Origin of the sequence: Paenarthrobacter sp. NPDC089988, assembly GCF_044748465.1 — a bacterium.
Lineage (GTDB): Bacteria > Actinomycetota > Actinomycetes > Actinomycetales > Micrococcaceae > Arthrobacter.
The window spans coordinates 104,988-123,022 of the sequence record NZ_JBIVGD010000008.1; the positions used below are offsets into that span (position 1 = coordinate 104,988).

Sequence of the window (18,035 nt, forward strand, 5' to 3'; positions counted from 1 at the left end):
AACCGGGCCCGCCGTGCCCGCTCAGGCGCCCCGTTCCTCCCGGAGCGCCTTCTGCGTGGCCACGATCTGCTGCTCGCCGCCGGCCACAAGCCCACGGACACCTGTGGCGATGGCATCAAGATCGCCATCCGCAATGAGGTCCAAAACCGCCCGGTGCGACTCCACGGTGCTCGCCAGAGGTTGATCCAGGGCGGTGGTCAGGCGGAACAACTCGGTAAAGGTAGGCACTTGCTGCTCCCACACGGCGAGCAGTCGGCGGTTCCCGCAGCAGGCAAAGAACGCTGAGTGGAAGGCAACGTCGGCTTCCGCGAACGCATCGGCATCACTGGACCCAACAGCCTTCTCCATGGCGTCCAGGGCAGACTCGGCCGCAGCCCGCAGTCCATCCGGGTCGGCCGAGGCGCATTGCTGGGCAGCGGACACTTCCAACAGTTCGCGGAGGGAAAACAGGTCCTGGAGATCCTTCTCGTCCAGTCCCACCACGCGATAGCTGCGCCCGGCCGCAGCAATGAGCCCCTCGGCGGCCAGGGTCCGCAAGGCATCCCTGACAGGACCCCGGCTGACACCGAACGCCTCACCGATCGTCGCTTCCACCAGAGCGTCCCCTGGTGCGAGCTCACCGGACAGGATGTCCGCGCGCAATGAGGTCACCACTTGCTGTCCCAGCGCTGCTGGACGCTCTACCTGCTTGGCCATCGCCTGCGATCCTTCCTCCTGAATGAGCCACATCAGCCTACCGGAACGGTTATCGGTTTACCGTTCACGCAGTGTGGAAGGTACGCGTGCCGTCGATTCTCCGGCGGCAGGCCGGCAGCCGACAAGAAGGCGCCCGGCTGGGTGTTCCCCGGCCGGGCGCCTGTTGTCGTTTCTAGCGCGCCTTGTTGTGCATGACGTGCTTGGTGCGGGAGTAGTCATCCAGGGCGTAGGCGGAGAGATCGCGTCCGTAGCCGGAGCTCTTGAAACCGGCCCACGGCATTTCGTTGGCCAGGACAAGGTGGGAGTTGACCCACACGGTGCCCGCGTCCAGGCGGGATGCGACGTCGTGGCCGCGCTGGGCGTTCAGCGTCCAGGCCGAAGCGGCAAGGCCGTAGGGAACGGCGTTGGCGCGGGTAATGGCTTCCTCTTCCGTAGCGAAGGTTTCCACGGTGATCACCGGACCGAAGATTTCTTCCAGGGTGCAGGCGGAGCCTTCGGGGACGTTGGCCAGGACGGTGGGCGCTACGAAGTAGCCCGGCCCTTCCATGGCGCCGCCGCCGAGGGCAGCTTCCGCGCCGTCAGCCTTGGCGCGCTCCAGGTGTGCCAGGACGCGATCGTAGTGCGCCTTGGAGATCAGGGGGCCGATCTCCACGTCTTCGCCGGCGGTGGGTTCGCCGACCACCAAAGTTGCGACTTGTTCAACCAACAACCCGGTGAATTTTTCTGCCACGGATTCGTGGACCAGCACGCGGCAACCGGCACCGCATTCCTGGCCGGAGTTCCAATAGCCTGCTGCGCGGAGGGATTCGGCCGCGGCAGCCAGGTCGGCGTCTTCGAAGATGACCACAGGTGCCTTGCCACCGAGTTCGAGGTGGACGCGCTTGACGGTTTCGGCGGCGTTGCGGGCCACGGCCTTGCCGCTGTTCACCGAGCCGGTGAGCGCGATCATGTCCACGTCCGGGTGCTCGGACAAGCGGCCGCCCACCTCCGGGCCCAGGCCGGTGACGACGTTGAAAACACCGGCGGGAAGGAGATCGGCGATGAGCTCGGCGAACTTGAGCGTGGTCAGCGGGGTTTGTTCGGAGGGCTTGAGGACGATCGTGTTGCCTGCGGCCAGGATGGGTGCGATCTTCCAGGCAGCCATCAACAGGGGGTAGTTCCACGGGGTGACGACGCCCACCACGCCGAGGGGTTCGCGGACGATCACGGAGAGGTGGTCCTCGGCGTATTCGCCGGCGGCGAGCGAGGTGGTGGCGCGGGCGGCGCCTGCCATGAAGCGGAAGGAATCGATGGATCCGGCAATGTCGTCTTCGGCGACCATGAGGGGCTTGCCGGTGTTCCAGGCCTCCAAGCGGGCCAGCAGGTCCGCGTTTTCGGCGAGCCGGTCCGCGATGGCGTGCAGGATTTCCGAACGCTGCTTGGGCAGGGTGCGTCCCCAGCTTGCCTTGGCTTCCACGGCTGCTGACACTGCGGCGTCGACGTCGGCAGCGGTGCCTTGGCTGACCAGGCAGATGGTCTCTTCGCTGCACGGATCGACGACGGCCTGCTTGTCCGTGCCGAGCCCATCGCGGAACGTTCCGGCGATGAAGTGCGTGGTGGGCGGCAGCACGCCGGCTTCCGAGATGGCACCGGTGCCGCGTCGCACGGTTGCTTGGTTGGTGGTGACGTCAATGGTCATGACTGATGGTCCTTAGGTTGTGGTGGTCAGGTGATCGGTCCGAGGGGTGAGGGACACGACGGCGGTGAGCGCCGCCGTCGTGCGTTTTATCCGGCCGCTGCCGGTGCCGGTTGCAGCTGGTTCACGAGGGTTTGGATGCGGTTCACGGATGCAGCATCAAGATCGGCGGTCGGGCGCCGGGGTGTGCCGATGGGCTCCCCGAGGATCTCCAGCGCTGCCTTGACGGCCGGCACGAAGGGCGAGGACAGGATGGCGTCGATCAGCGGGTAGATCCGGTCCCATTCGGCCTTGGCCGTGGCAAAGTCACCGGCGGCGACTGCCCGCTGGACGGCCACGATTTCCCGCGGCAGGATGTTGGCCGTGCCAGCCATGACGGCCGGAGCACCTTCGGTGAGCGCGGAGAGGATCAGCGCGTCCCAGCCCACGATCGTGGAGATGTAGTCACTGTGGTGGTGGATGAGCTGGGTAGCCTGGCCCATGTCCCCACTGGAGTCCTTGATGTAGCGGATGTTCTCCACCTCGCGGGCAAGCTTGCCCACAGTGGCGGGGTCCAGGTTCACCCCCGTGGCCGAGGGGTAGTTGTAGAGCATCACCGGCAACTCCACGGCCTCGGCCACGGCGCGGAAATAGTGCGTCGTCTCGCCGAGTGAAAGTGGATCGTAGTACGGGGCCACCACCATGAGCACGTCTGCACCGCACTCCTGGGCGTGGCGGGAGTTGCTGATGGCCTCGGCCGTGCTGGTGGCACCCGTCTGGGCAACCACCGGGACGCGCCCGGCGGTGTGCTGAGTGACTGTTTCAACAACGAGCCTCCGTTCCTCGGCACTGAGGGAGGCGAACTCGCCGGTTGAACCGCAAGCCACCACGCCATCTACCCCGCCGTCGACGGAGCGGTCCACCAAGCGGCGGAGCGCCGGAACATCAACGGCGCCATCGGGCGTGAACGGAGTGGCGAGCGCGGTGAGTACACCTGTGAGCTGTGTAGCCATGGGTTGGTCCTGTCTGCTGGAAAAAAATCACTACCGTGCATTGGGGAGGCAATATTCATCAAGTGAACACTTTGTTCATTATTGACGGTTCCCGGACGCCGGCACAAGGCTTTACCCGTCCCGAGACAAGGGTTAAACGACCGGGAAACACAGGCGAAACAAAATTTCGCGGAAAGGCCGCGACGCACCGTTTCCGGCAGGTCGCGGCCTTGGCCCGACTAGTTGAACCAGCTGTCGGCGGCCTTCTTGTTATCCGCGTTCTCCAACCACTTCTTGGCGCCCTCGGTGGGGCTAGAGGCCTCGCTGACGTTGAGCATGAGGTCCGAGAACTGCTGCTCGGTGATCTTGAAATTGCCCAGCCACTTGGCCACATCGGCATGCTTCGAGGCGAAGTCCTTGGACAGCACCACGTAAGATCCGTCCGGCTTGGGCCAGCCCTCGAGGTTGTCTTCGAGGACCTTGATGTCCATGGAGGAGAACGCCCAGTGCGGGGTCCACAGAGTGGCAACGATCGGCTTGTTCTTCGCCGTGGCATCCTTCAGCGCCGCCAGAGTGGCAGGAGTACTGCCGGCAACGATGCTGAGCTTGTCCGTGGCTCCGTACTTTTTCAGGACATCCGGAAGAATCTTCATTTCGCCTGAACCGGCTTCGATGCCCACGATCTTGGAGTCATACTTGGCCGCGTTGGCCACGACATCGGCGATGGTGTTCTCCGGGACGGACTTCGGCGCAACCAGGACCAGGCGGTCGTTGTCGAAGAAGGGCTTGTCCAGGATGTTCAACTGGTCCTTGTACTTGTCCACCATGGTTCCGTGCGTGGTGGGCAGCCAGGCGTTGAGGTAGCCGTCCAGGTCTCCGCGGGCGATGCCCGAGAAACCAGCGGCCAGGTCCACGCTCTTGGTTTCGAGCTTGTAGCCGCGCTCGGACAGGAGTTCCGTCCAGAGGCCGGTGACGGCCACGGAGTCGTCGTACCCTGCGGGCAGTGCGACGGTGATGGTCTTGGTGTCGGTACCGCCGCCTTGCGACGAGGCGGTGCTGACTCCGGAGCAGGCACTGACGCCGCTGACGAGGAGTGCGACGGCCGCGAAGGCCCCGATTTTCTTGAACACGTGTAATCTCCGTTGATTCTTGTAGTGGTTTAGACGGCTACCGCGGGAGCGGGCGTCTTTGCTGCTGCGAGTTGTTCCTTGCGGACCTTGCGGCTGCGAAGGACCTCGCCGAAGGAGGTGGCTCCGCTGGTGACGCGGTCCAGGTAGATGGCGAGGATGACGACGGCGAGTCCGCCTTCGAAGCCCCGGGCGGTATCAAGTTGGGCGACGCCTTCTACGACGACTCCGCCGAGTCCGCCGGCGCCGACCAGGCCTGCGACAACCACCATGGACAAGGCCAGCATGATGACCTGGTTGACACCGGCCATGATGGACGGGAAGGCCAGGGGCAGCTGGACGTCCTTGAGGATGAGTCCCTTCCTTGCCCCGAAGGCAGTAGCTGCTTCGAGGAGTTCAAGGTCAAGCTTCCGGATACCGAGTTCGGTCAGGCGGACGGCCGGAGGGATGGCGAACACAATCGTGGCGGCAATGCCGGGGACCATGCCAACGCCGAAGAAGAACACGGCCGGGATGAGGTAGACGAACACGGGCATGGCCTGCATGAGGTCAAGGACGGGCCGGACCACTTTGCTCACGGTTCCGTTGAGCGCCGCCCAGATTCCCAGGGGGATACCAATGGCCAGGGAGAAGACCACGGAGACCAACACCACCGCGAGGGTGGACATGCTCTGCACCCAGAGTCCCATGCCGACGATGAGCAGGAAGGCCAGGATGGTGTAGACGGTCAGGCCGAGGCTTCGCGTCAGCCCAGCCGCGGCTGCCGCCAGGACGGCGATGATGAGGAAGGGATGGAGCCCGACGAGGACGTTCTCCACGTTTCCCACCAGGAGCTGGACCACTGCCGAGACTCCGTCGAAGAACCAGCCCACGTTGGCCAACAGCCAGTCGATGACGGCCGCGAAACCTGTTCCGATATTAAGCTGCATGGCTGGTCCCCTTGCTGGGTGAGAGAGCTGAAAAAACGTCTTCGGCGGTGATCTTGCCAAGGACGGAACCATCCTGGTCCACCACTTCAAGCGGTTCTGCGCCGGTGGCGAGGGTGGGAAGGAGTTCGTGCAGGACCGTGTCCCCGGTGACGCGGACGGTCGCGTGGGACTGCAGGCCACCCGTTCCCGGGCGCCGCGCAATCATTGCCGCGGTAAGGACGCGGCTGCGGTCCACCTCGGCGACGAACTCCTCAATGTACGGATCGGCCGGGGCTTCGAGGAGATCCAAGGCAGTGCCGCGCTGAATGTTCCTGCCTTGCTTCATGACCATGATCTGGTCCCCCAGATACATCGCCTCGTTGAGGTCGTGGGTGACGAAGATGATGGTCTTCTTGAAGTTGCTCTGCAGCCTGATCAGCAGTTCCTGCATGTCCTTGCGGATCAGCGGGTCAAGGGCACTGAAGGGTTCGTCCATCAGGAGGATCTCGGCGTCGGTGGCCAGCGCCCGGGCCAGGCCCACGCGCTGCTTCATGCCGCCGGAGAGCTGGTCCGGCATGGCGTGGATCCGGTCACCGAGTCCAACAATGGCCAGCGCTTCGGCCGCCTTGGCTTCGCGGGCCTCTTTGTCCACGCCGCGGACCTTCAGGCCGAAGGCCACGTTGTCCACCAAGGACTTGTGCGGGAAGAGACCGAAGTGCTGGAAGACCATGTTGATGGTCCGGTTCCGGTAATCGCGCAGCCCGGCCGGTTCCAGCGAGCGGACGGCTTTGCCGTCCACCGTGATGGTTCCATCGGTGGCGTCGATAAGCCGGTTGACCATGCGGATGATAGTGGACTTCCCGGAGCCGGAAAGGCCCATGATCACAAAGATCTCGCCGCGCTTGACGTCGAAGGAGACATCGTCGACGGCGGTAAAACCCACCGAGGAAGACTTCGCCGGGAGAAGTCCGAGCATGCGCCGGGACTTCCTGGGCTGGAAGACCTTGGTGAGGTTTTCGACTCGAATGAAGGATTGTTCAGGATCCATGGGTTCCTCGTGGAGAAGGGATGCGAATGGCGATGCGTGCATGGTGGTCATGCAGTCCTCCGGGACTGTTGGTTCGAGGCCCTCCACCGCTTCACGGCATCGACGGTGATACTGCGGAGCGAACGGATTGTAGTGGAGTGCGTTCATTCAGTGAACAGTTTGATTGTTCAGTGATCAAAAGCATAGAGTGACGTTGATCACTCGTCAATACCTTCAATTGGAATTGTTTAAGGCCTGCCGGAAAGGATGCGTCAGGCAGGAACGGGGACCTCGGCAAGGACGGCACGCGCCGCGGTGGAGATCAGCGAGAAGTCCGAGGCGATGGGCATGAAGCTGTAACCCCAGCTGATAGGCGCCTCGGAGAGAGCGGGCGAGCCGGTGTAGATGCCCGCGGAAACACCCGCATCCGCGCAGCGATTCGCAATATCGCGGAGCACACCGTCCGGATCGCTCGCCAGGAACGAATCGAAATCGACCCCCAGGCTGAGCGAGAGGTCGTAGGGGCCCACGAAGATCGCATCCGGCCCCGCAGCCAGGATGGCATCAAGGTTTTCGTAGCCCGCGCGGGTTTCCACCATGAGGATGGCCAGAGGATCGTCAGCCAGGACGCCCGGCGTCGCCTTCGCATACCGCGGCGCGCGCCGCACGGGCCCATAGCTGCGGCTGCCGCGCGGTGAGAAGCGGCAGGCCCTGACCAGCAGTTCCGCCGTTTCGCCGCCCTCAACGGTTGGGAAGATGAGCCCCTGGGCGCCGGCGTCGATCACCCTCCCGGCGCCACCCAACTCATGGCCCTGCACGCGCACCATGGCGGGGACGCCAAAGACGTTGGCCGCGTCGATGAGGCCCAGCATGTCCTGGAAATCGGGGTGGCCATGCTGGCCGTCGATGCAGACCCAGTCCGGCCCCTCCGCCGCAATGAGCTCCAGGGAGGCCGGATGCGGGACGTCGACCCACACGCCGCGCCGGCCGCGTCCGGCGAGGTCGAGGGTAGGTGCCGTCAGTGGGCTGGGCCTGCTGGTTTCACCTGGAATCTTCATGCTGGTTTTCCTTTCGCGGAAGCCGCCTTATTACCGGCGGGGACTTGACGATGTGTCACGGGCCACTTTACCTTGGTGTTCAACAGATAAATAGTCTGTTCACCTAGTGAGCAAACAGCAAGGATTGACCATGGGAAAGCAAATGAAGGTGTTTGCCTTCGATTTCAACGGACCGGCCCACCTTTCGGCCGGGCTGTGGCGGCACCCCAACGACGGCGGCGCCCAATACACGGACATCAAGCGGTGGGTTGAGTACGCACAGCTTCTGGAGAAGGCCGGCTTCGACGGAATGTTCTTCGCGGACAACAACGGCTACCACGACAAGTACCGCGGCAACGTGGACGGTGCCCTGCGCGACGCTGCGCAGATCCCCGCCAACGATCCCGCCTACCTGATCCCGGCAATGGCTGCCGGAACCAAGCACCTTGGCTTCGGCATCACGTCCTCCACCGCTTATGACCACCCGTATGCGCTGGCCCGCAAGTTCTCCACCCTGGACCACGTCACGCGCGGCCGCATCGGCTGGAACGTGGTGACCTCCTACTCGGACAGCGCCGCACGCAACCTCGGCACCGGCACCCAGACCGCCCACGACGACCGCTACGAAATCGGCCATGAGGGCAAGCACTTCACCGTCCCGGGCATCTTCCTCTGCGAGCCTTCCCCGCAGCGCACCCCGGTGATCTTCCAAGCCGGCGGTTCACCCCGCGGCGTTGCCTTGGCAGCCCAGACCGCCGAGGCCGTGTTCATGAACTCCGCCACCAAGGCAGGCTTGAAGAAGCAGATCGACGCGCTTCGCGCCAAGGCTGTGGAATTCGGTCGCGACCCCTCGCACATCGCCGTCCTGCAGATGGTCACCATCATCAGCGCCCCCACCGACGAAGAGGCACAGGCCAAGTACCAGGATTACCTCCAGTACGTGGATTACGACGGCGCCATGGCCCGCTACAGCGGGTGGACCGGTATGGACATGGCCCAATTCAACCCGGACCAGCCCTTCGAGGACGTGGAAACCAACGCCGGCCAGACCATGGTGAACTTCTTCACCAAGATCGACCCGCAGAAGCGCTGGACCCCGCGTGACATCGCCGATTACAACGGAATCGGCGGCACCTCCCCCGTGATCGTCGGCGGTCCCCAGACCGTCGCTGCCGAACTGCAGTCCTGGATCGACGAGACAGGCGCGGACGGCTTCAACATCTCCCATGCGGTCAAGTTCCACGACATCGAGGACTTCGTCCGTTACGTCGTACCGGAACTGCAGGCCCGTGGCCTGATGCGTACCTCGTACGACGGCGACACCCTGCGCGAAACACTGTTCGGCGCTGGTCAGAGCAAGCTTGCCTCGGACCACCCCGGCGCCGCCTACCACCACTCGCTCACCACCCAGGCGAAATAAGGAAGCCCACAATGTCCATCATCGTTACAGCCGAGAATCCCTCGATCGATCCGGCAACCCAGCGCCAGGTCTTCGGCGCATTGCCCACGGGTGTTACGGCCATCACCGGCCTCACCGAAGACGGCACGCCCCGCGGCTTCGTGGTCGGCACGTTCCAGTCCCTGTCCCTGGAGCCGCCCCTGGTGACGTTCTGCGTTGACAAGGGCTCGAGCACCTGGCCCACCCTGCGTTCCCTGGGAAAGTTCACCGCGAACATCCTCTCCACCGAACAGCTCCCCGTCTGCCGCGCACTCTCGCGCAAGGGCGACGAGAAGTTCAACGGCGTGGACTACGAAACCAGCCCGCTCGGTACCCCGCGTATTGCCGGCGCCACGGCCTGGGTGGACTGCGAAGTCCTGTCCGAGGTTGTTGCCGGTGACCACTACATGATCGTGGGTTCCATCGAAGAACTGGTCCCCGGCGAGGGCGAAGCGCTCCTCTTCAAGGGCGGCAAGTTCGGCGACTTCAACCAGTGGCCGGCGCCCGCTCCGGCCGCAGCAGCTCCAGCGCCCGCAACAGCCGGAAAGGCCGAGTAGCCATGACCACCATGCTTGAAAAGATCACCGACGCCTGGACCAAGGCCTGGGGCGAAGGCGACACCACCGCTTTCGAACGCCTGGTTGCCCCCGAGTACGAGCGCACCTCCAAGACCGGCGCCGAGGGCCTTGCCCAGGTTGTCCAGCAGATTGAGGAATCCCACCGCGCTTTCGGCGATTTCCACGTCACGGTCCTGCGGGCCATCGAAGACCACAACCTCGTGGCCATCCACTGGGAAACCGAGGGCAAGCACACCGGCGAGTTCATGGGAGTCCCTCCCACCGGCCGGACGGTCACCGTTCAGGGAGCCTCCTTCATCAGCCACCGCGACGGCCTGATCACCAACGAAGCAGTGGTCTGGGATCCCCGCGAAATGCTGTCCTCCATGAGTATCTGGCACCTCGGTGACCAGCGTTCCACCCGCAGAAAGTCTGAAACGAATGCCCATTAACATCGCAGAGACCGCCACCCGCATCCTCGAGGCCAAAGCCAACCGCTCCCCCGTCGATGTCCTGGTCCGTCCCGAGGACGAACCCACGGTGGCAGATGCCTTCCGCGTCCAACAGGAAGTCATCCGCCGCCAGGTGGAAGCCGGGGATAAGGTTGCAGGTTTCAAGCTCGGCAACATCGCCAAGGCCATGCAGACCAAGTTCGGCGTGGACGAGCCCGACTACGGCTACCTCCTGTCCAGCCAGTTCTACCCGGAAAACCTCCCCCGCTCGCAGAAGGAATTCATTGAGCCCTACATCGAGCTGGAACCGGCGTTCGTGTTCAAGCACGATGTTGGCGGCGCCCACGTCACCGTGGCGGACATCATCGCAGCTACCGACTTTGTGGTTCCGGCCCTGGAAATCATCGATTCCCGGGTCCGCGACTGGAAGATCGGCATCTTCGACACCTTGGCCGACAGCGGCTCGGCAGCCGGCGTCATCCTCGGTGGCCAGCCCCGCAAGCTGAGCGAAGTGAACCTCTCCGACACCCACGGCGTGATCACCTTCGACGGCGAAGTGGTGGCAGAAGGCAACACCAACGCCATCTACGGCAGCCCGGTCTCCGCACTGGTGTGGCTGTGCAAGCGGATCGCCGAGTACGACATCACGCTCAAGGCCGGCCAGCTCATCCTGCCCGGCAGCTGCCTCGCGGCCGCAAAGATGATCCCCGGCACAAAGATCACCGGACGATTTGAAGGCTGGGGGGAAGTCAGCTTCGACTACACCGCCGGTTAGGGTTGAGTAGACCTCTACTCGAAAGGCTTGACCGACGTGAGCAGCAGCCCGGAAACACCCCAGCAGGGATACGCCTCTAACCGCTCAGTGACCCGGGCCATCCGGATCCTGCGGGCCTTGGCGGCATCGGAGACCCCCATGACGGTCACCGATGTTGCGAAGAAGATCGGCCTGGCACGTGCCACAACCTTCCGACTCCTCATGACGCTGGAGGACGAAGGCATGGTGGACCGCCAGGACACGCTGTATTCCCTGGGGTGGGACCTGGGTCGCCTGGCCCAAACCGTGGATCCCGCCTCCGGCGTGGTGCCCCGCATCAAGGACATCCTGGACGAATTCGCCGACGAATCGGGCGAGACGGTCACGTTCAGCCTGCGTCGCGGACTGTACGAACTCGACCTGGTTCTGCAGTCCTCTCCCCGGCTCCTGGGCGTCACCATGTCCGATATGCACGGTATGCAGTGGCCGCACCACGCGTCGGCCACGGGCAAGGTGCTCCTCGCCGAGCTCACTCCCGATCAGCTGCGGATGGCGTTGGGCGACAAGCTGGTGGCCCTGACCTCGCGCACCATCACTGACCGCGACGTCCTGGCCAAGGAACTGAAGACGGTCCATGAGCGTGGCTGGGCCAGCACGGTTCAGGAGCTCGAAGACGGCATCATCGCCTTCGGTGCTCCCGTACGGGACTCCGTCGGAACGCTGCTGGGCGCGTTGTCCGTCGTCGGGCCCATCCACCGCATGGAAAGCAAGGAAAAGCAGGCAGAGCTCGCAGCCCGCCTGGTTGCTGTTGCCGAAAAGGTGCAGCAGCGCATGAGTCCAACCACCCAGGAATAACTGTCGCGTTTCCTGAGGGGTGGCTCATGCACACGAGAACCACCCCCCGAAGGGAACAACAGACATGACCACCACCCACATCGACACGCAGGAAACCTCTGCCGCCGTCGCGGAAGAGACGCTTGCCGCAGCCGCTGCCGCACACGCCGCATGGTCGGCCACCGCACCGGCTGACCGCGCCGCCGTCCTGGACCGGGTAGCCGACGCGCTTGAGGACGCGGTGGAAACCCTGGTTCCCGCCGCCGTCGAAGAAACCAACCTGACCGAACCGCGGCTCCGCGGCGAACTCAAGCGCACGGCCTTCCAGCTGCGCCTCTTCGGCACCGTCCTGCGCGACGGTGGCTTCCTCGACGCCCGGATCGACCACGCCGACCCTGCTTGGCCGATGGGTGCGCCCCGCCCGGACCTGCGCCGCTCCCTCCGCCCGATCGGCCCCGTGGTGGTCTACTCCGCCAGCAACTTCCCGTTCGCATTCTCCGTGGCCGGCGGCGACACCGCCTCCGCGCTCGCGGCGGGCAACGCCGTCGTCGTTAAAGGACATGAAGCGCACGCGCGCCTGTCCCGCCTCACCGAGTCTGTTGTCCGCGACGCCCTCGCCGCTGCCGGCGCTGATCCAAACCTCCTCACGGTGGTGTTCGGCCGTGCGGCCGGAACCATCGTCCTGAAGGACAGGCGCATCAAGGCCGCGGGTTTCACCGGTTCCATTCCCGGTGGCCGTGCGCTCATGGAGATCGCCAACTCCCGCCCTGATCCCATCCCCTTCTTCGGCGAACTGGGCAGCAACAACCCCGTGTTCGTCACGCAGTCCGCAGCCCGCAAGCGCGGCGCCGACATCGCCGCCGGCTTCATTGAGTCGTTCACCATGGGTGCCGGCCAGTTCTGCACCAAGCCGGGCATGCTCTTCGTGCCCCGGGGTTCGGGCATGGTGGAGGAGCTGGCCAAGGCTACGCTGCCGGCGGTCCACGCCATGCTGAGCCCGCGCATCCATGAGAGCTTCAGCGAAGTCCTTGGCAAGCTGGCCGGCATCGCGGGAGTGGAAACGCTGAACACGTCAGAAGCGGCCGACGGTTCGCCGGCTCCCGTGCTGCTCGCTACGTCCATTGAGCGCCTGCTCGCCAATCCGGCGGCGTTGGAAGAGGAATGCTTCGGCCCTGCCGCCTTCGTGGTGGAGTACGACGACGAATCGCAGCTTGTGAAGGCAGCGCTGACTTTCGAGGGACAACTGACCGCGACGCTGCAGGCGGAGGAGGACTGCCAGGTCCGTGATCTGATCGCCGTGCTCGTCGAGAAAGCAGGCCGGGTCCTGTGGAACCAGTGGCCCACGGGTGTTTCCGTCACCTACGCACAGCAGCACGGTGGACCGTACCCGGCCACTACCGTTCCCGGGTCAACCTCCGTGGGCACCGCCGCCATCACGCGGTTCCTGCGCCCGGTGGCCTACCAGAACTTCCCCCAGCACCTGCTGCCCCTTGAGCTGCAGGAAGCGAACCCCACCTCCGCACCGCGCTTGGTGGACGGCGTCCGCACGGCATAGGCCCCCGGGCTCCCCCATTCACCCATAAAGAAAGACAAAGATGTCCGAAAAACGGGAAACCCCTCTCCCCTTAAGAAAAACCAACCGCAGGCTGCGGACCGAAGACTGCATCGTCGTCGACAAGCGCGAGCTGCGCAAAGCCCAGCTCGGCGCCGGCGTGGGCAACTTCATCGAGTGGTACGACATTGGGATCTACGGATACCTTGCCATCACCATGACGAGTGTCTTCACCGAAGGCATGGACCAGCGCACCGGCTTGCTGGTGACGCTCCTGGGCTTCGCAGTGTCCTTCATTGTCCGCCCGCTGGGTGGCATGATCCTGGGCCCGCTGGGAGACAGGATCGGCCGCCGCAAGGTGCTGTTCTTCACCATGGCACTCATGGCCTCGGCCACGTTCCTCATCGGCGTCCTGCCCACCGCGGGCAACGTGGGCCTCTGGGTGATCGTTCCGCTGTATCTGTTGAAGATGCTGCAGGGGTTCTCCACCGGCGGCGAGTACTCCGGTGCCGCAACCTACGTGGCGGAGTTCTCCCCGGACAAGCACCGGGGTTTCTGGACTGCATTGCTGAACACCGGGGCCCAACTCGGCTTCGCCGCCGGCGCCGCAGTGGTTGCGGCCACCACCATGATCACCACGTCCGTGTGGGGCGAGGAAGCAATGCGCGACGGCGGCTGGCGGATTCCGTTCCTCCTGGCACTGCCGCTCGGCATCGTCGCGATTTCCCTCCGCAACCGGATTCCGGAATCGCCGAGCTTCGAGGCCGTGCATGAGAAGACCGGGACCGCGGACGTGGACCCGCTCTTCGTCCGGCAAAACCTGGCCAGTATCCTCCGGCTCTACTGGCCCCAGATCCTGATCGGCATCGCCCTGATTGCCGCCGACGGCACCTCCTCCTACACGGTGACCAGCTACATGCCGACGTATTTGGAAACGCAGATCGGCATGGCCGCTGTCCACACGGCCGTGGCCACGGTGATCATCCTGCTCATCCAGGCGCTGATTGTCCCGGTGGTTGCGCGGTGGTCGGACAGGATCGGCAGGAAACCCATCTACACGATCGCCACGATCGGCAACCTAGTCCTGCTGGTTCCGGCCTTTGCGTTGATGCACATTGGCGAAGTCTGGTCGCTGTACCTGGCGCTGTTCATGGTCTCGCTGCCCAGTGCCTTCTTCCTGGCGCTGACCGGCGCTGCGATGTCGGAGCTGTTTCCGACGGCCTCCCGCTACGGCGGAGTGGGCTTCACGCACAACGTAGCCATCTCCCTGTTCGGTGGAACCACTCCCCTGATCAGCCAGATCCTGGTGGAGTTCACGGGCAACTCGTTTGCCCCGGCGTTCTACGTCATGTTCTTCTCGGCGGTGGCGTTGTTCGCACTGACCAGGATGCGTGAAACCGCGGGACGGCCGCTCCTCGGATCCGTGCCGGTTGTCGCCAGCGCCGAAGAAGCCGATGCCTTAGTCAGGGACCAGGACACCAATAAGCACATCGATACGTCCACCATGCTGCTGGTTCCGGTACCCACCGGTTCGGGAAAGCACAGCGCGCTGTAAAGATCCGGCTGCTCATCACCCAGCCGCGCTACTTAGTGGCATTTGGATGCTGGGTATGCACGTCAACCAACACCACCGACCCATCGTCGACGTAAAACCAGATTCGTGCTCCATTTGAGAGCTCGTACTGGCGTCGGCGGTGGGTCGCTCCTTTGTGGGTGACGAATTCCAGGTCGCCCTTCCTGGGCTCACTCTCCGGCCCGGGGGTCGTCTACCACTTCAGGTTCATCGAGCCAGTCCAAGTCATGGTCGGGTGTGTAGCCAGCGGCAATGGCTTCGGCGGTAGCCCGCCATTCGGCGAGCACTACAAAGAGGCGGTCGAAGCTGGAGATCGCTGCGCAAGCACGGGCAACCTCTACAATTTCCGCGGCGAACTGCTCTCGCTGTTCGTGGGGCAGGAACCCCAGCCACGGAAATGGCGCGAGCAATCGTTCAGCGAAACTGGCGGGGCCAGGGGCGAGGGAAGCCGCAACCAGGTTGGACGCCAATCGCAAAGCATCGTGCTCTTGTTCGAGGGTGCTGGACCGGACAAGCGTCAGAGGCGCACCATCGCGTCGGGTAATGGTAACCGGCCCTTCTTCAGCTGCCCGAAAGACCGAGCCTGGATTGCGCGACAAATCGGACGACGTGGCGGAGCGTGAGTGGGCAATAACGGACATGCTTCCATTGTTCTGAATAAGTTCAGAACACGCAACCCTAGCTCACGGACCCCAGGTGCCCTGTTGCCGCGAGGACTTTGTCCAGCCAGGACACGCGGTTGGCAAAGCGCGCCGTCTTGCTGGGCACGGTCCAGCGGAAAGCGTCGTGTTCCCAATCGAGGGTCAGGCGCCGCTGGCCTGTGACGGCAGTGAAGGTGTGCACGAACCACGGCGCCCCGGCGTCATCGCTCAGCATCAACACCGGGCCTTCGCGGAGTTCCTGGATGTCGGCAGCGTGCAGCCCTGCCTCCTCGGACAGTTCCAGCAGCGCTTGCTCCCCGGGCGAGACCCCCTCATCCACGTAGCCGGTGACGCAGTGCCACCGGCCGCGGTCATGGGATGGGCCTTGGCTGCGTTTCAGCAGCGCGATCTTGCCTCGCCATTCGATGACGACGGCCACAACGGTGTGGCCGGCAAGGTGCATCGGGGCTGAGGCTGCTGGCGACTGCGTGGCTGGCGCGTGCGCGGGTGGCGCGTGCAGGGCCGGCGATTCGGCGGTGGTGGTCATGGCGTGGTCCCCCTATGGAAGCAGGGCTACCGCGAGCCCGCGGAAAAGGTATGCGCCTGCTCGAGGTACATGCCCTCCCACGGAGAGCACACCACGCGGCCGGTGGGGTTGAATTCGTGGATTCCAGCGTTCTGCTGCGCGGCAGTTGCGCCGAAGTCCCCGCCCACGTTGGCGGAAAGATCAACGTTCAGCATGCGGATTTTCCCTTCTGGTCCAGCTTCGAGTTCGTCCTCGAAGCTTTGGTTGTTCAAAACTATTCATTAGCTGGTCATACTGTTCATTGAATGAACGTCATGCAGACAACTATGGCATGAGTCACGCCGTCACGCAAGACAAAAGGGCCCATGAAAACAAGCAGCCGAAACATGACAAAAGCGGACGACGCCGGGTGCTTCCCGGCGTCGTCCGCTCTGTTCTGGTGTGGGGAGCTGCAGCCCTAGGAGGCCTCAGCGGCACGCCGCCTTCGGAGGCGGAAACTCCGCACGTGTTCGCGGAACGTTTTCTGGCTGCGTCGGCTGACCATGATCACGCAGGCCACCCCGGTCACCAGCACCACGGCACCGCCGGCGGCCACCGCCCAGCGCGCGCCAAATTCAGTGCCGATCCACCCCATGAGCGGCGCACCGATCGCGGTGCCGCCCTGGAGGATCGCAAGGTACAACGCCAGGACGCGGCCGCGGAACTGCGGTTCGACGGACAACTGGAGGCAAGGCCCACCGGGATGAGGACCGCGGCATAGATCCAGAACGACGGCGCGATGCTCGCCAGGAGCGTGAACGCGCCAAGGAACAGCGCCCCACCCAGGAGGAAGCGCAGGCGAGGACCGGACCGGCGGGCGGCGAGCAGTGCACCCGCCAACGTTCCCACCGCCATGATGGAACCCAGGGCGCCGAACTCCTCCGGACCCATGCCGAACTCGGCCGTGGCCATCAGGGAATTGGTCACCGGGAAGTTCATGCCGAAGGCTCCGAGCATGCCCACCATGACCATGATGAGCACCAGGTCCGGACGTTGCCGGACGTAGCTCAGGCCGTCGACGAACTGATGCTTGCCGCGGGCTACGAGGGCGGTAGGTTCCAATTGAGCGGTCTTGACGCGCAGCAGGGAGATGATGACCGCCACGAAGCTTGCAGCATTCAGGATGAAGACCGGCCCGGTGCCGATCCAAGCAATGAGCACACCGGCGATGGCCGGCCCGGTGAGGCGGGCACTGTTAAAGGAGGCGGAGTTGAGGGCCACGGCATTGGACAGCTTGTCCGGGCCCACGAGCTCCGAGACAAAAGCCTGCCGGGCGGGCGCGTCCATGGCGGCCGCCAACCCCAGTGCGGCAGCGGCGACGTAGACATGCCACAACTGCGCCACCCCGGTGACCACCAGGAGCCCGACGATCAGGCCGCAGATGCCCATGGCCGCTTGGGTCCAGAGCAGGATCACGCGTTTGCGGTATCGATCGGCCAGCACGCCCGCGTAGGGACCGAAGAGCAGCATGGGAAGGAACTGCAGGGCGGTGGTGATGCCGACGGCTGTTCCGGAATGGTTGGTGAGGATTGTCAGGACCAGCCAGTCCTGGGCCACCCGCTGCATCCATGTTCCGACGTTGGAAACCAGCGCGCCGCCGGCCCACAGCCTGTAGTTGGGACTCTCAAGGGCCCGGAACATGGCGCTCATTTGGCGCTCATTTCCTGCATGATGTGGGCGGCCCGACTGAGGACCAGCCGATCCTCTTCGCTGAGCCCGGCAACACGCTGGGCCAGCCAAGCGGTCCGTTGGCTTCGGGCTTCAGCCAGGACTTCCTGCCCGGCCGGGGTGATGCTGATCTGGACCTGGCGCCCATCCCCTGGGTGCGCCTGCCGCGACACGAAGCCCTGCTCCGTCAACGCATTCACGATCCTGGTCATGGACGGTGCCTGGACGTGCTCGCGCTCGGCCAACTCCCGCAACGTCTGGGACGCGGTGTTGAGGTGGGCGAGCACGGTGTACTGGCCGGGAGTGATGACGTCGCCCGTGGCTTCGATGCGGAGCCGGCGCGACGTGCGCATCACCGCAGTGCGGAGATCGATGGCGAGCGCGTCGGGTTGGATCTCCGCTTCGGCGCCGGGTGGACCGGCTGGCGTGGTTGCGTCGGCCGGTGTGGCTGTGGTGGCAGAAGTCAAAGGGAGGCGCCTCCTGAGGTTGGCATAATAGTTAGCAGTGCTAATTAGCTCCGCTAACTATTATGCTCCCCTACTCAGGAACCTGTCCATGGA

General features: G+C 64.3%; 18 protein-coding genes and 1 pseudogene. 7 read left to right on the top strand and 12 right to left on the bottom strand.

Annotated features, from left to right (window positions below; translation table 11 throughout):
• Window positions 1-21 precede the first annotated feature (21 nt).
• From ACIPV6_RS11505 to ACIPV6_RS11535, 7 genes are all read right to left on the bottom strand, one after another.
• On the bottom strand, window positions 22-696 hold the full coding sequence (locus ACIPV6_RS11505) for a GntR family transcriptional regulator (RefSeq protein ID WP_400271005.1): 675 nt from the start codon (window positions 694-696) through the stop codon (window positions 22-24).
• 172 nt (window positions 697-868) lie between these two features.
• On the bottom strand, window positions 869-2,374 hold the full coding sequence (locus ACIPV6_RS11510; RefSeq protein ID WP_400271006.1) for an aldehyde dehydrogenase family protein: 1,506 nt from the start codon (window positions 2,372-2,374) through the stop codon (window positions 869-871).
• Window positions 2,375-2,460: 86 nt separating this feature from the next.
• Window positions 2,461-3,363, bottom strand: coding sequence for a 4-hydroxy-tetrahydrodipicolinate synthase (gene dapA, locus ACIPV6_RS11515; protein WP_400271007.1), 903 nt, complete (start codon window positions 3,361-3,363; stop codon window positions 2,461-2,463).
• Window positions 3,364-3,581: 218 nt separating this feature from the next.
• On the bottom strand, window positions 3,582-4,472 hold the full coding sequence (locus ACIPV6_RS11520; protein WP_400271008.1) for a glycine betaine ABC transporter substrate-binding protein: 891 nt from the start codon (window positions 4,470-4,472) through the stop codon (window positions 3,582-3,584).
• Between the two features lie 29 nt (window positions 4,473-4,501).
• Window positions 4,502-5,398 carry an ABC transporter permease gene (locus ACIPV6_RS11525; RefSeq protein ID WP_400271009.1) on the bottom strand — a complete coding sequence of 299 codons (897 nt, stop codon included), beginning with the start codon at window positions 5,396-5,398 and terminating at the stop codon, window positions 4,502-4,504.
• Window positions 5,388-6,572 carry a betaine/proline/choline family ABC transporter ATP-binding protein gene (locus tag ACIPV6_RS11530; protein ID WP_400271010.1) on the bottom strand — a complete coding sequence of 395 codons (1,185 nt, stop codon included), beginning with the start codon at window positions 6,570-6,572 and terminating at the stop codon, window positions 5,388-5,390. Before ACIPV6_RS11530 ends, ACIPV6_RS11525 begins: the two co-directional genes overlap by 11 nt.
• A 104-nt stretch (window positions 6,573-6,676) precedes the next feature.
• On the bottom strand, window positions 6,677-7,462 hold the full coding sequence (locus ACIPV6_RS11535; protein ID WP_400271011.1) for an HpcH/HpaI aldolase/citrate lyase family protein: 786 nt from the start codon (window positions 7,460-7,462) through the stop codon (window positions 6,677-6,679).
• A 130-nt stretch (window positions 7,463-7,592) separates the two neighbouring features.
• On the opposite strand from ACIPV6_RS11535, the gene ACIPV6_RS11540 reads away from it, so the two are divergent.
• From ACIPV6_RS11540 to ACIPV6_RS11570, 7 genes are all read left to right on the top strand, one after another.
• Complete coding sequence (locus ACIPV6_RS11540) at window positions 7,593-8,861, top strand: LLM class flavin-dependent oxidoreductase (protein WP_400271012.1); 1,269 nt, start codon at window positions 7,593-7,595, stop codon at window positions 8,859-8,861.
• A gap of 11 nt (window positions 8,862-8,872) precedes the next feature.
• Complete coding sequence (locus ACIPV6_RS11545) at window positions 8,873-9,436, top strand: flavin reductase family protein (RefSeq protein WP_400271013.1); 564 nt, start codon at window positions 8,873-8,875, stop codon at window positions 9,434-9,436.
• Between the two features lie 2 nt (window positions 9,437-9,438).
• Window positions 9,439-9,888, top strand: a complete 450-nt coding sequence (locus tag ACIPV6_RS11550) for an ester cyclase (RefSeq protein WP_397326139.1) — start codon at window positions 9,439-9,441, stop codon at window positions 9,886-9,888.
• Window positions 9,878-10,663, top strand: coding sequence for a 2-keto-4-pentenoate hydratase (locus ACIPV6_RS11555; RefSeq protein ID WP_397326140.1), 786 nt, complete (start codon window positions 9,878-9,880; stop codon window positions 10,661-10,663). The genes ACIPV6_RS11550 and ACIPV6_RS11555 overlap by 11 nt, the downstream gene beginning before the upstream one ends.
• Window positions 10,664-10,699: 36 nt before the next feature.
• Window positions 10,700-11,497 (top strand): IclR family transcriptional regulator, encoded by a 798-nt coding sequence (locus ACIPV6_RS11560; RefSeq protein WP_400271014.1) that lies wholly within the window; start codon window positions 10,700-10,702, stop codon window positions 11,495-11,497.
• Between the two features lie 64 nt (window positions 11,498-11,561).
• On the top strand, window positions 11,562-13,031 hold the full coding sequence (locus ACIPV6_RS11565; RefSeq protein ID WP_400271015.1) for an aldehyde dehydrogenase (NADP(+)): 1,470 nt from the start codon (window positions 11,562-11,564) through the stop codon (window positions 13,029-13,031).
• A gap of 40 nt (window positions 13,032-13,071) precedes the next feature.
• A complete protein-coding gene (locus ACIPV6_RS11570; protein WP_400271016.1) occupies window positions 13,072-14,583 on the top strand; it encodes an MFS transporter in 1,512 nt (503 codons plus the stop codon).
• A 188-nt stretch (window positions 14,584-14,771) separates the two neighbouring features.
• On the opposite strand, the gene ACIPV6_RS11575 is transcribed toward ACIPV6_RS11570, so the two are convergent.
• From ACIPV6_RS11575 to ACIPV6_RS11595, 5 genes and pseudogenes are all read right to left on the bottom strand, one after another.
• The gene (locus ACIPV6_RS11575; RefSeq protein ID WP_400271017.1) at window positions 14,772-15,242 is read right to left on the bottom strand and encodes a type II toxin-antitoxin system Phd/YefM family antitoxin; all 471 of its coding nucleotides are present in this window, start codon (window positions 15,240-15,242) and stop codon (window positions 14,772-14,774) included.
• A 37-nt stretch (window positions 15,243-15,279) separates the two neighbouring features.
• Window positions 15,280-15,789: an NUDIX domain-containing protein gene (locus ACIPV6_RS11580; protein WP_400271018.1), complete on the bottom strand. Its 510-nt coding sequence runs from the start codon at window positions 15,787-15,789 to the stop codon at window positions 15,280-15,282.
• A 26-nt stretch (window positions 15,790-15,815) separates the two neighbouring features.
• Window positions 15,816-16,040 (bottom strand): hypothetical protein, encoded by a 225-nt coding sequence (locus ACIPV6_RS11585; protein ID WP_400271019.1) that lies wholly within the window; start codon window positions 16,038-16,040, stop codon window positions 15,816-15,818.
• Between the two features lie 185 nt (window positions 16,041-16,225).
• Window positions 16,226-17,457, bottom strand: a pseudogene (locus tag ACIPV6_RS11590) (MFS transporter).
• A complete protein-coding gene (locus ACIPV6_RS11595; RefSeq protein WP_397326184.1) occupies window positions 17,454-17,828 on the bottom strand; it encodes a MarR family winged helix-turn-helix transcriptional regulator in 375 nt (124 codons plus the stop codon). Before ACIPV6_RS11595 ends, ACIPV6_RS11590 begins: the two are co-directional and overlap by 4 nt.
• Between the last annotated feature and the right edge of the window lie 207 nt (window positions 17,829-18,035).

Coding starts and splice junctions, on each gene's coding strand:
- ACIPV6_RS11505 (WP_400271005.1), bottom strand. CDS start 696: ATGGCCAAGCAGGTAGAGCGTCCAGCAGCGCTGGGACAGCAAGTGGTG.
- ACIPV6_RS11580 (WP_400271018.1), bottom strand. CDS start 15,789: ATGACCACCACCGCCGAATCGCCGGCCCTGCACGCGCCACCCGCGCAC.
- ACIPV6_RS11540 (WP_400271012.1), top strand. CDS start 7,593: ATGGGAAAGCAAATGAAGGTGTTTGCCTTCGATTTCAACGGACCGGCC.
- ACIPV6_RS11535 (WP_400271011.1), bottom strand. CDS start 7,462: ATGAAGATTCCAGGTGAAACCAGCAGGCCCAGCCCACTGACGGCACCT.
- ACIPV6_RS11555 (WP_397326140.1), top strand. CDS start 9,878: ATGCCCATTAACATCGCAGAGACCGCCACCCGCATCCTCGAGGCCAAA.
- ACIPV6_RS11525 (WP_400271009.1), bottom strand. CDS start 5,398: ATGCAGCTTAATATCGGAACAGGTTTCGCGGCCGTCATCGACTGGCTG.
- ACIPV6_RS11545 (WP_400271013.1), top strand. CDS start 8,873: ATGTCCATCATCGTTACAGCCGAGAATCCCTCGATCGATCCGGCAACC.
- ACIPV6_RS11550 (WP_397326139.1), top strand. CDS start 9,439: ATGACCACCATGCTTGAAAAGATCACCGACGCCTGGACCAAGGCCTGG.
- dapA (WP_400271007.1), bottom strand. CDS start 3,363: ATGGCTACACAGCTCACAGGTGTACTCACCGCGCTCGCCACTCCGTTC.
- ACIPV6_RS11575 (WP_400271017.1), bottom strand. CDS start 15,242: ATGTCCGTTATTGCCCACTCACGCTCCGCCACGTCGTCCGATTTGTCG.
- ACIPV6_RS11530 (WP_400271010.1), bottom strand. CDS start 6,572: ATGAACGCACTCCACTACAATCCGTTCGCTCCGCAGTATCACCGTCGA.
- ACIPV6_RS11565 (WP_400271015.1), top strand. CDS start 11,562: ATGACCACCACCCACATCGACACGCAGGAAACCTCTGCCGCCGTCGCG.
- ACIPV6_RS11595 (WP_397326184.1), bottom strand. CDS start 17,828: ATGCGCACGTCGCGCCGGCTCCGCATCGAAGCCACGGGCGACGTCATC.
- ACIPV6_RS11510 (WP_400271006.1), bottom strand. CDS start 2,374: ATGACCATTGACGTCACCACCAACCAAGCAACCGTGCGACGCGGCACC.
- ACIPV6_RS11570 (WP_400271016.1), top strand. CDS start 13,072: ATGTCCGAAAAACGGGAAACCCCTCTCCCCTTAAGAAAAACCAACCGC.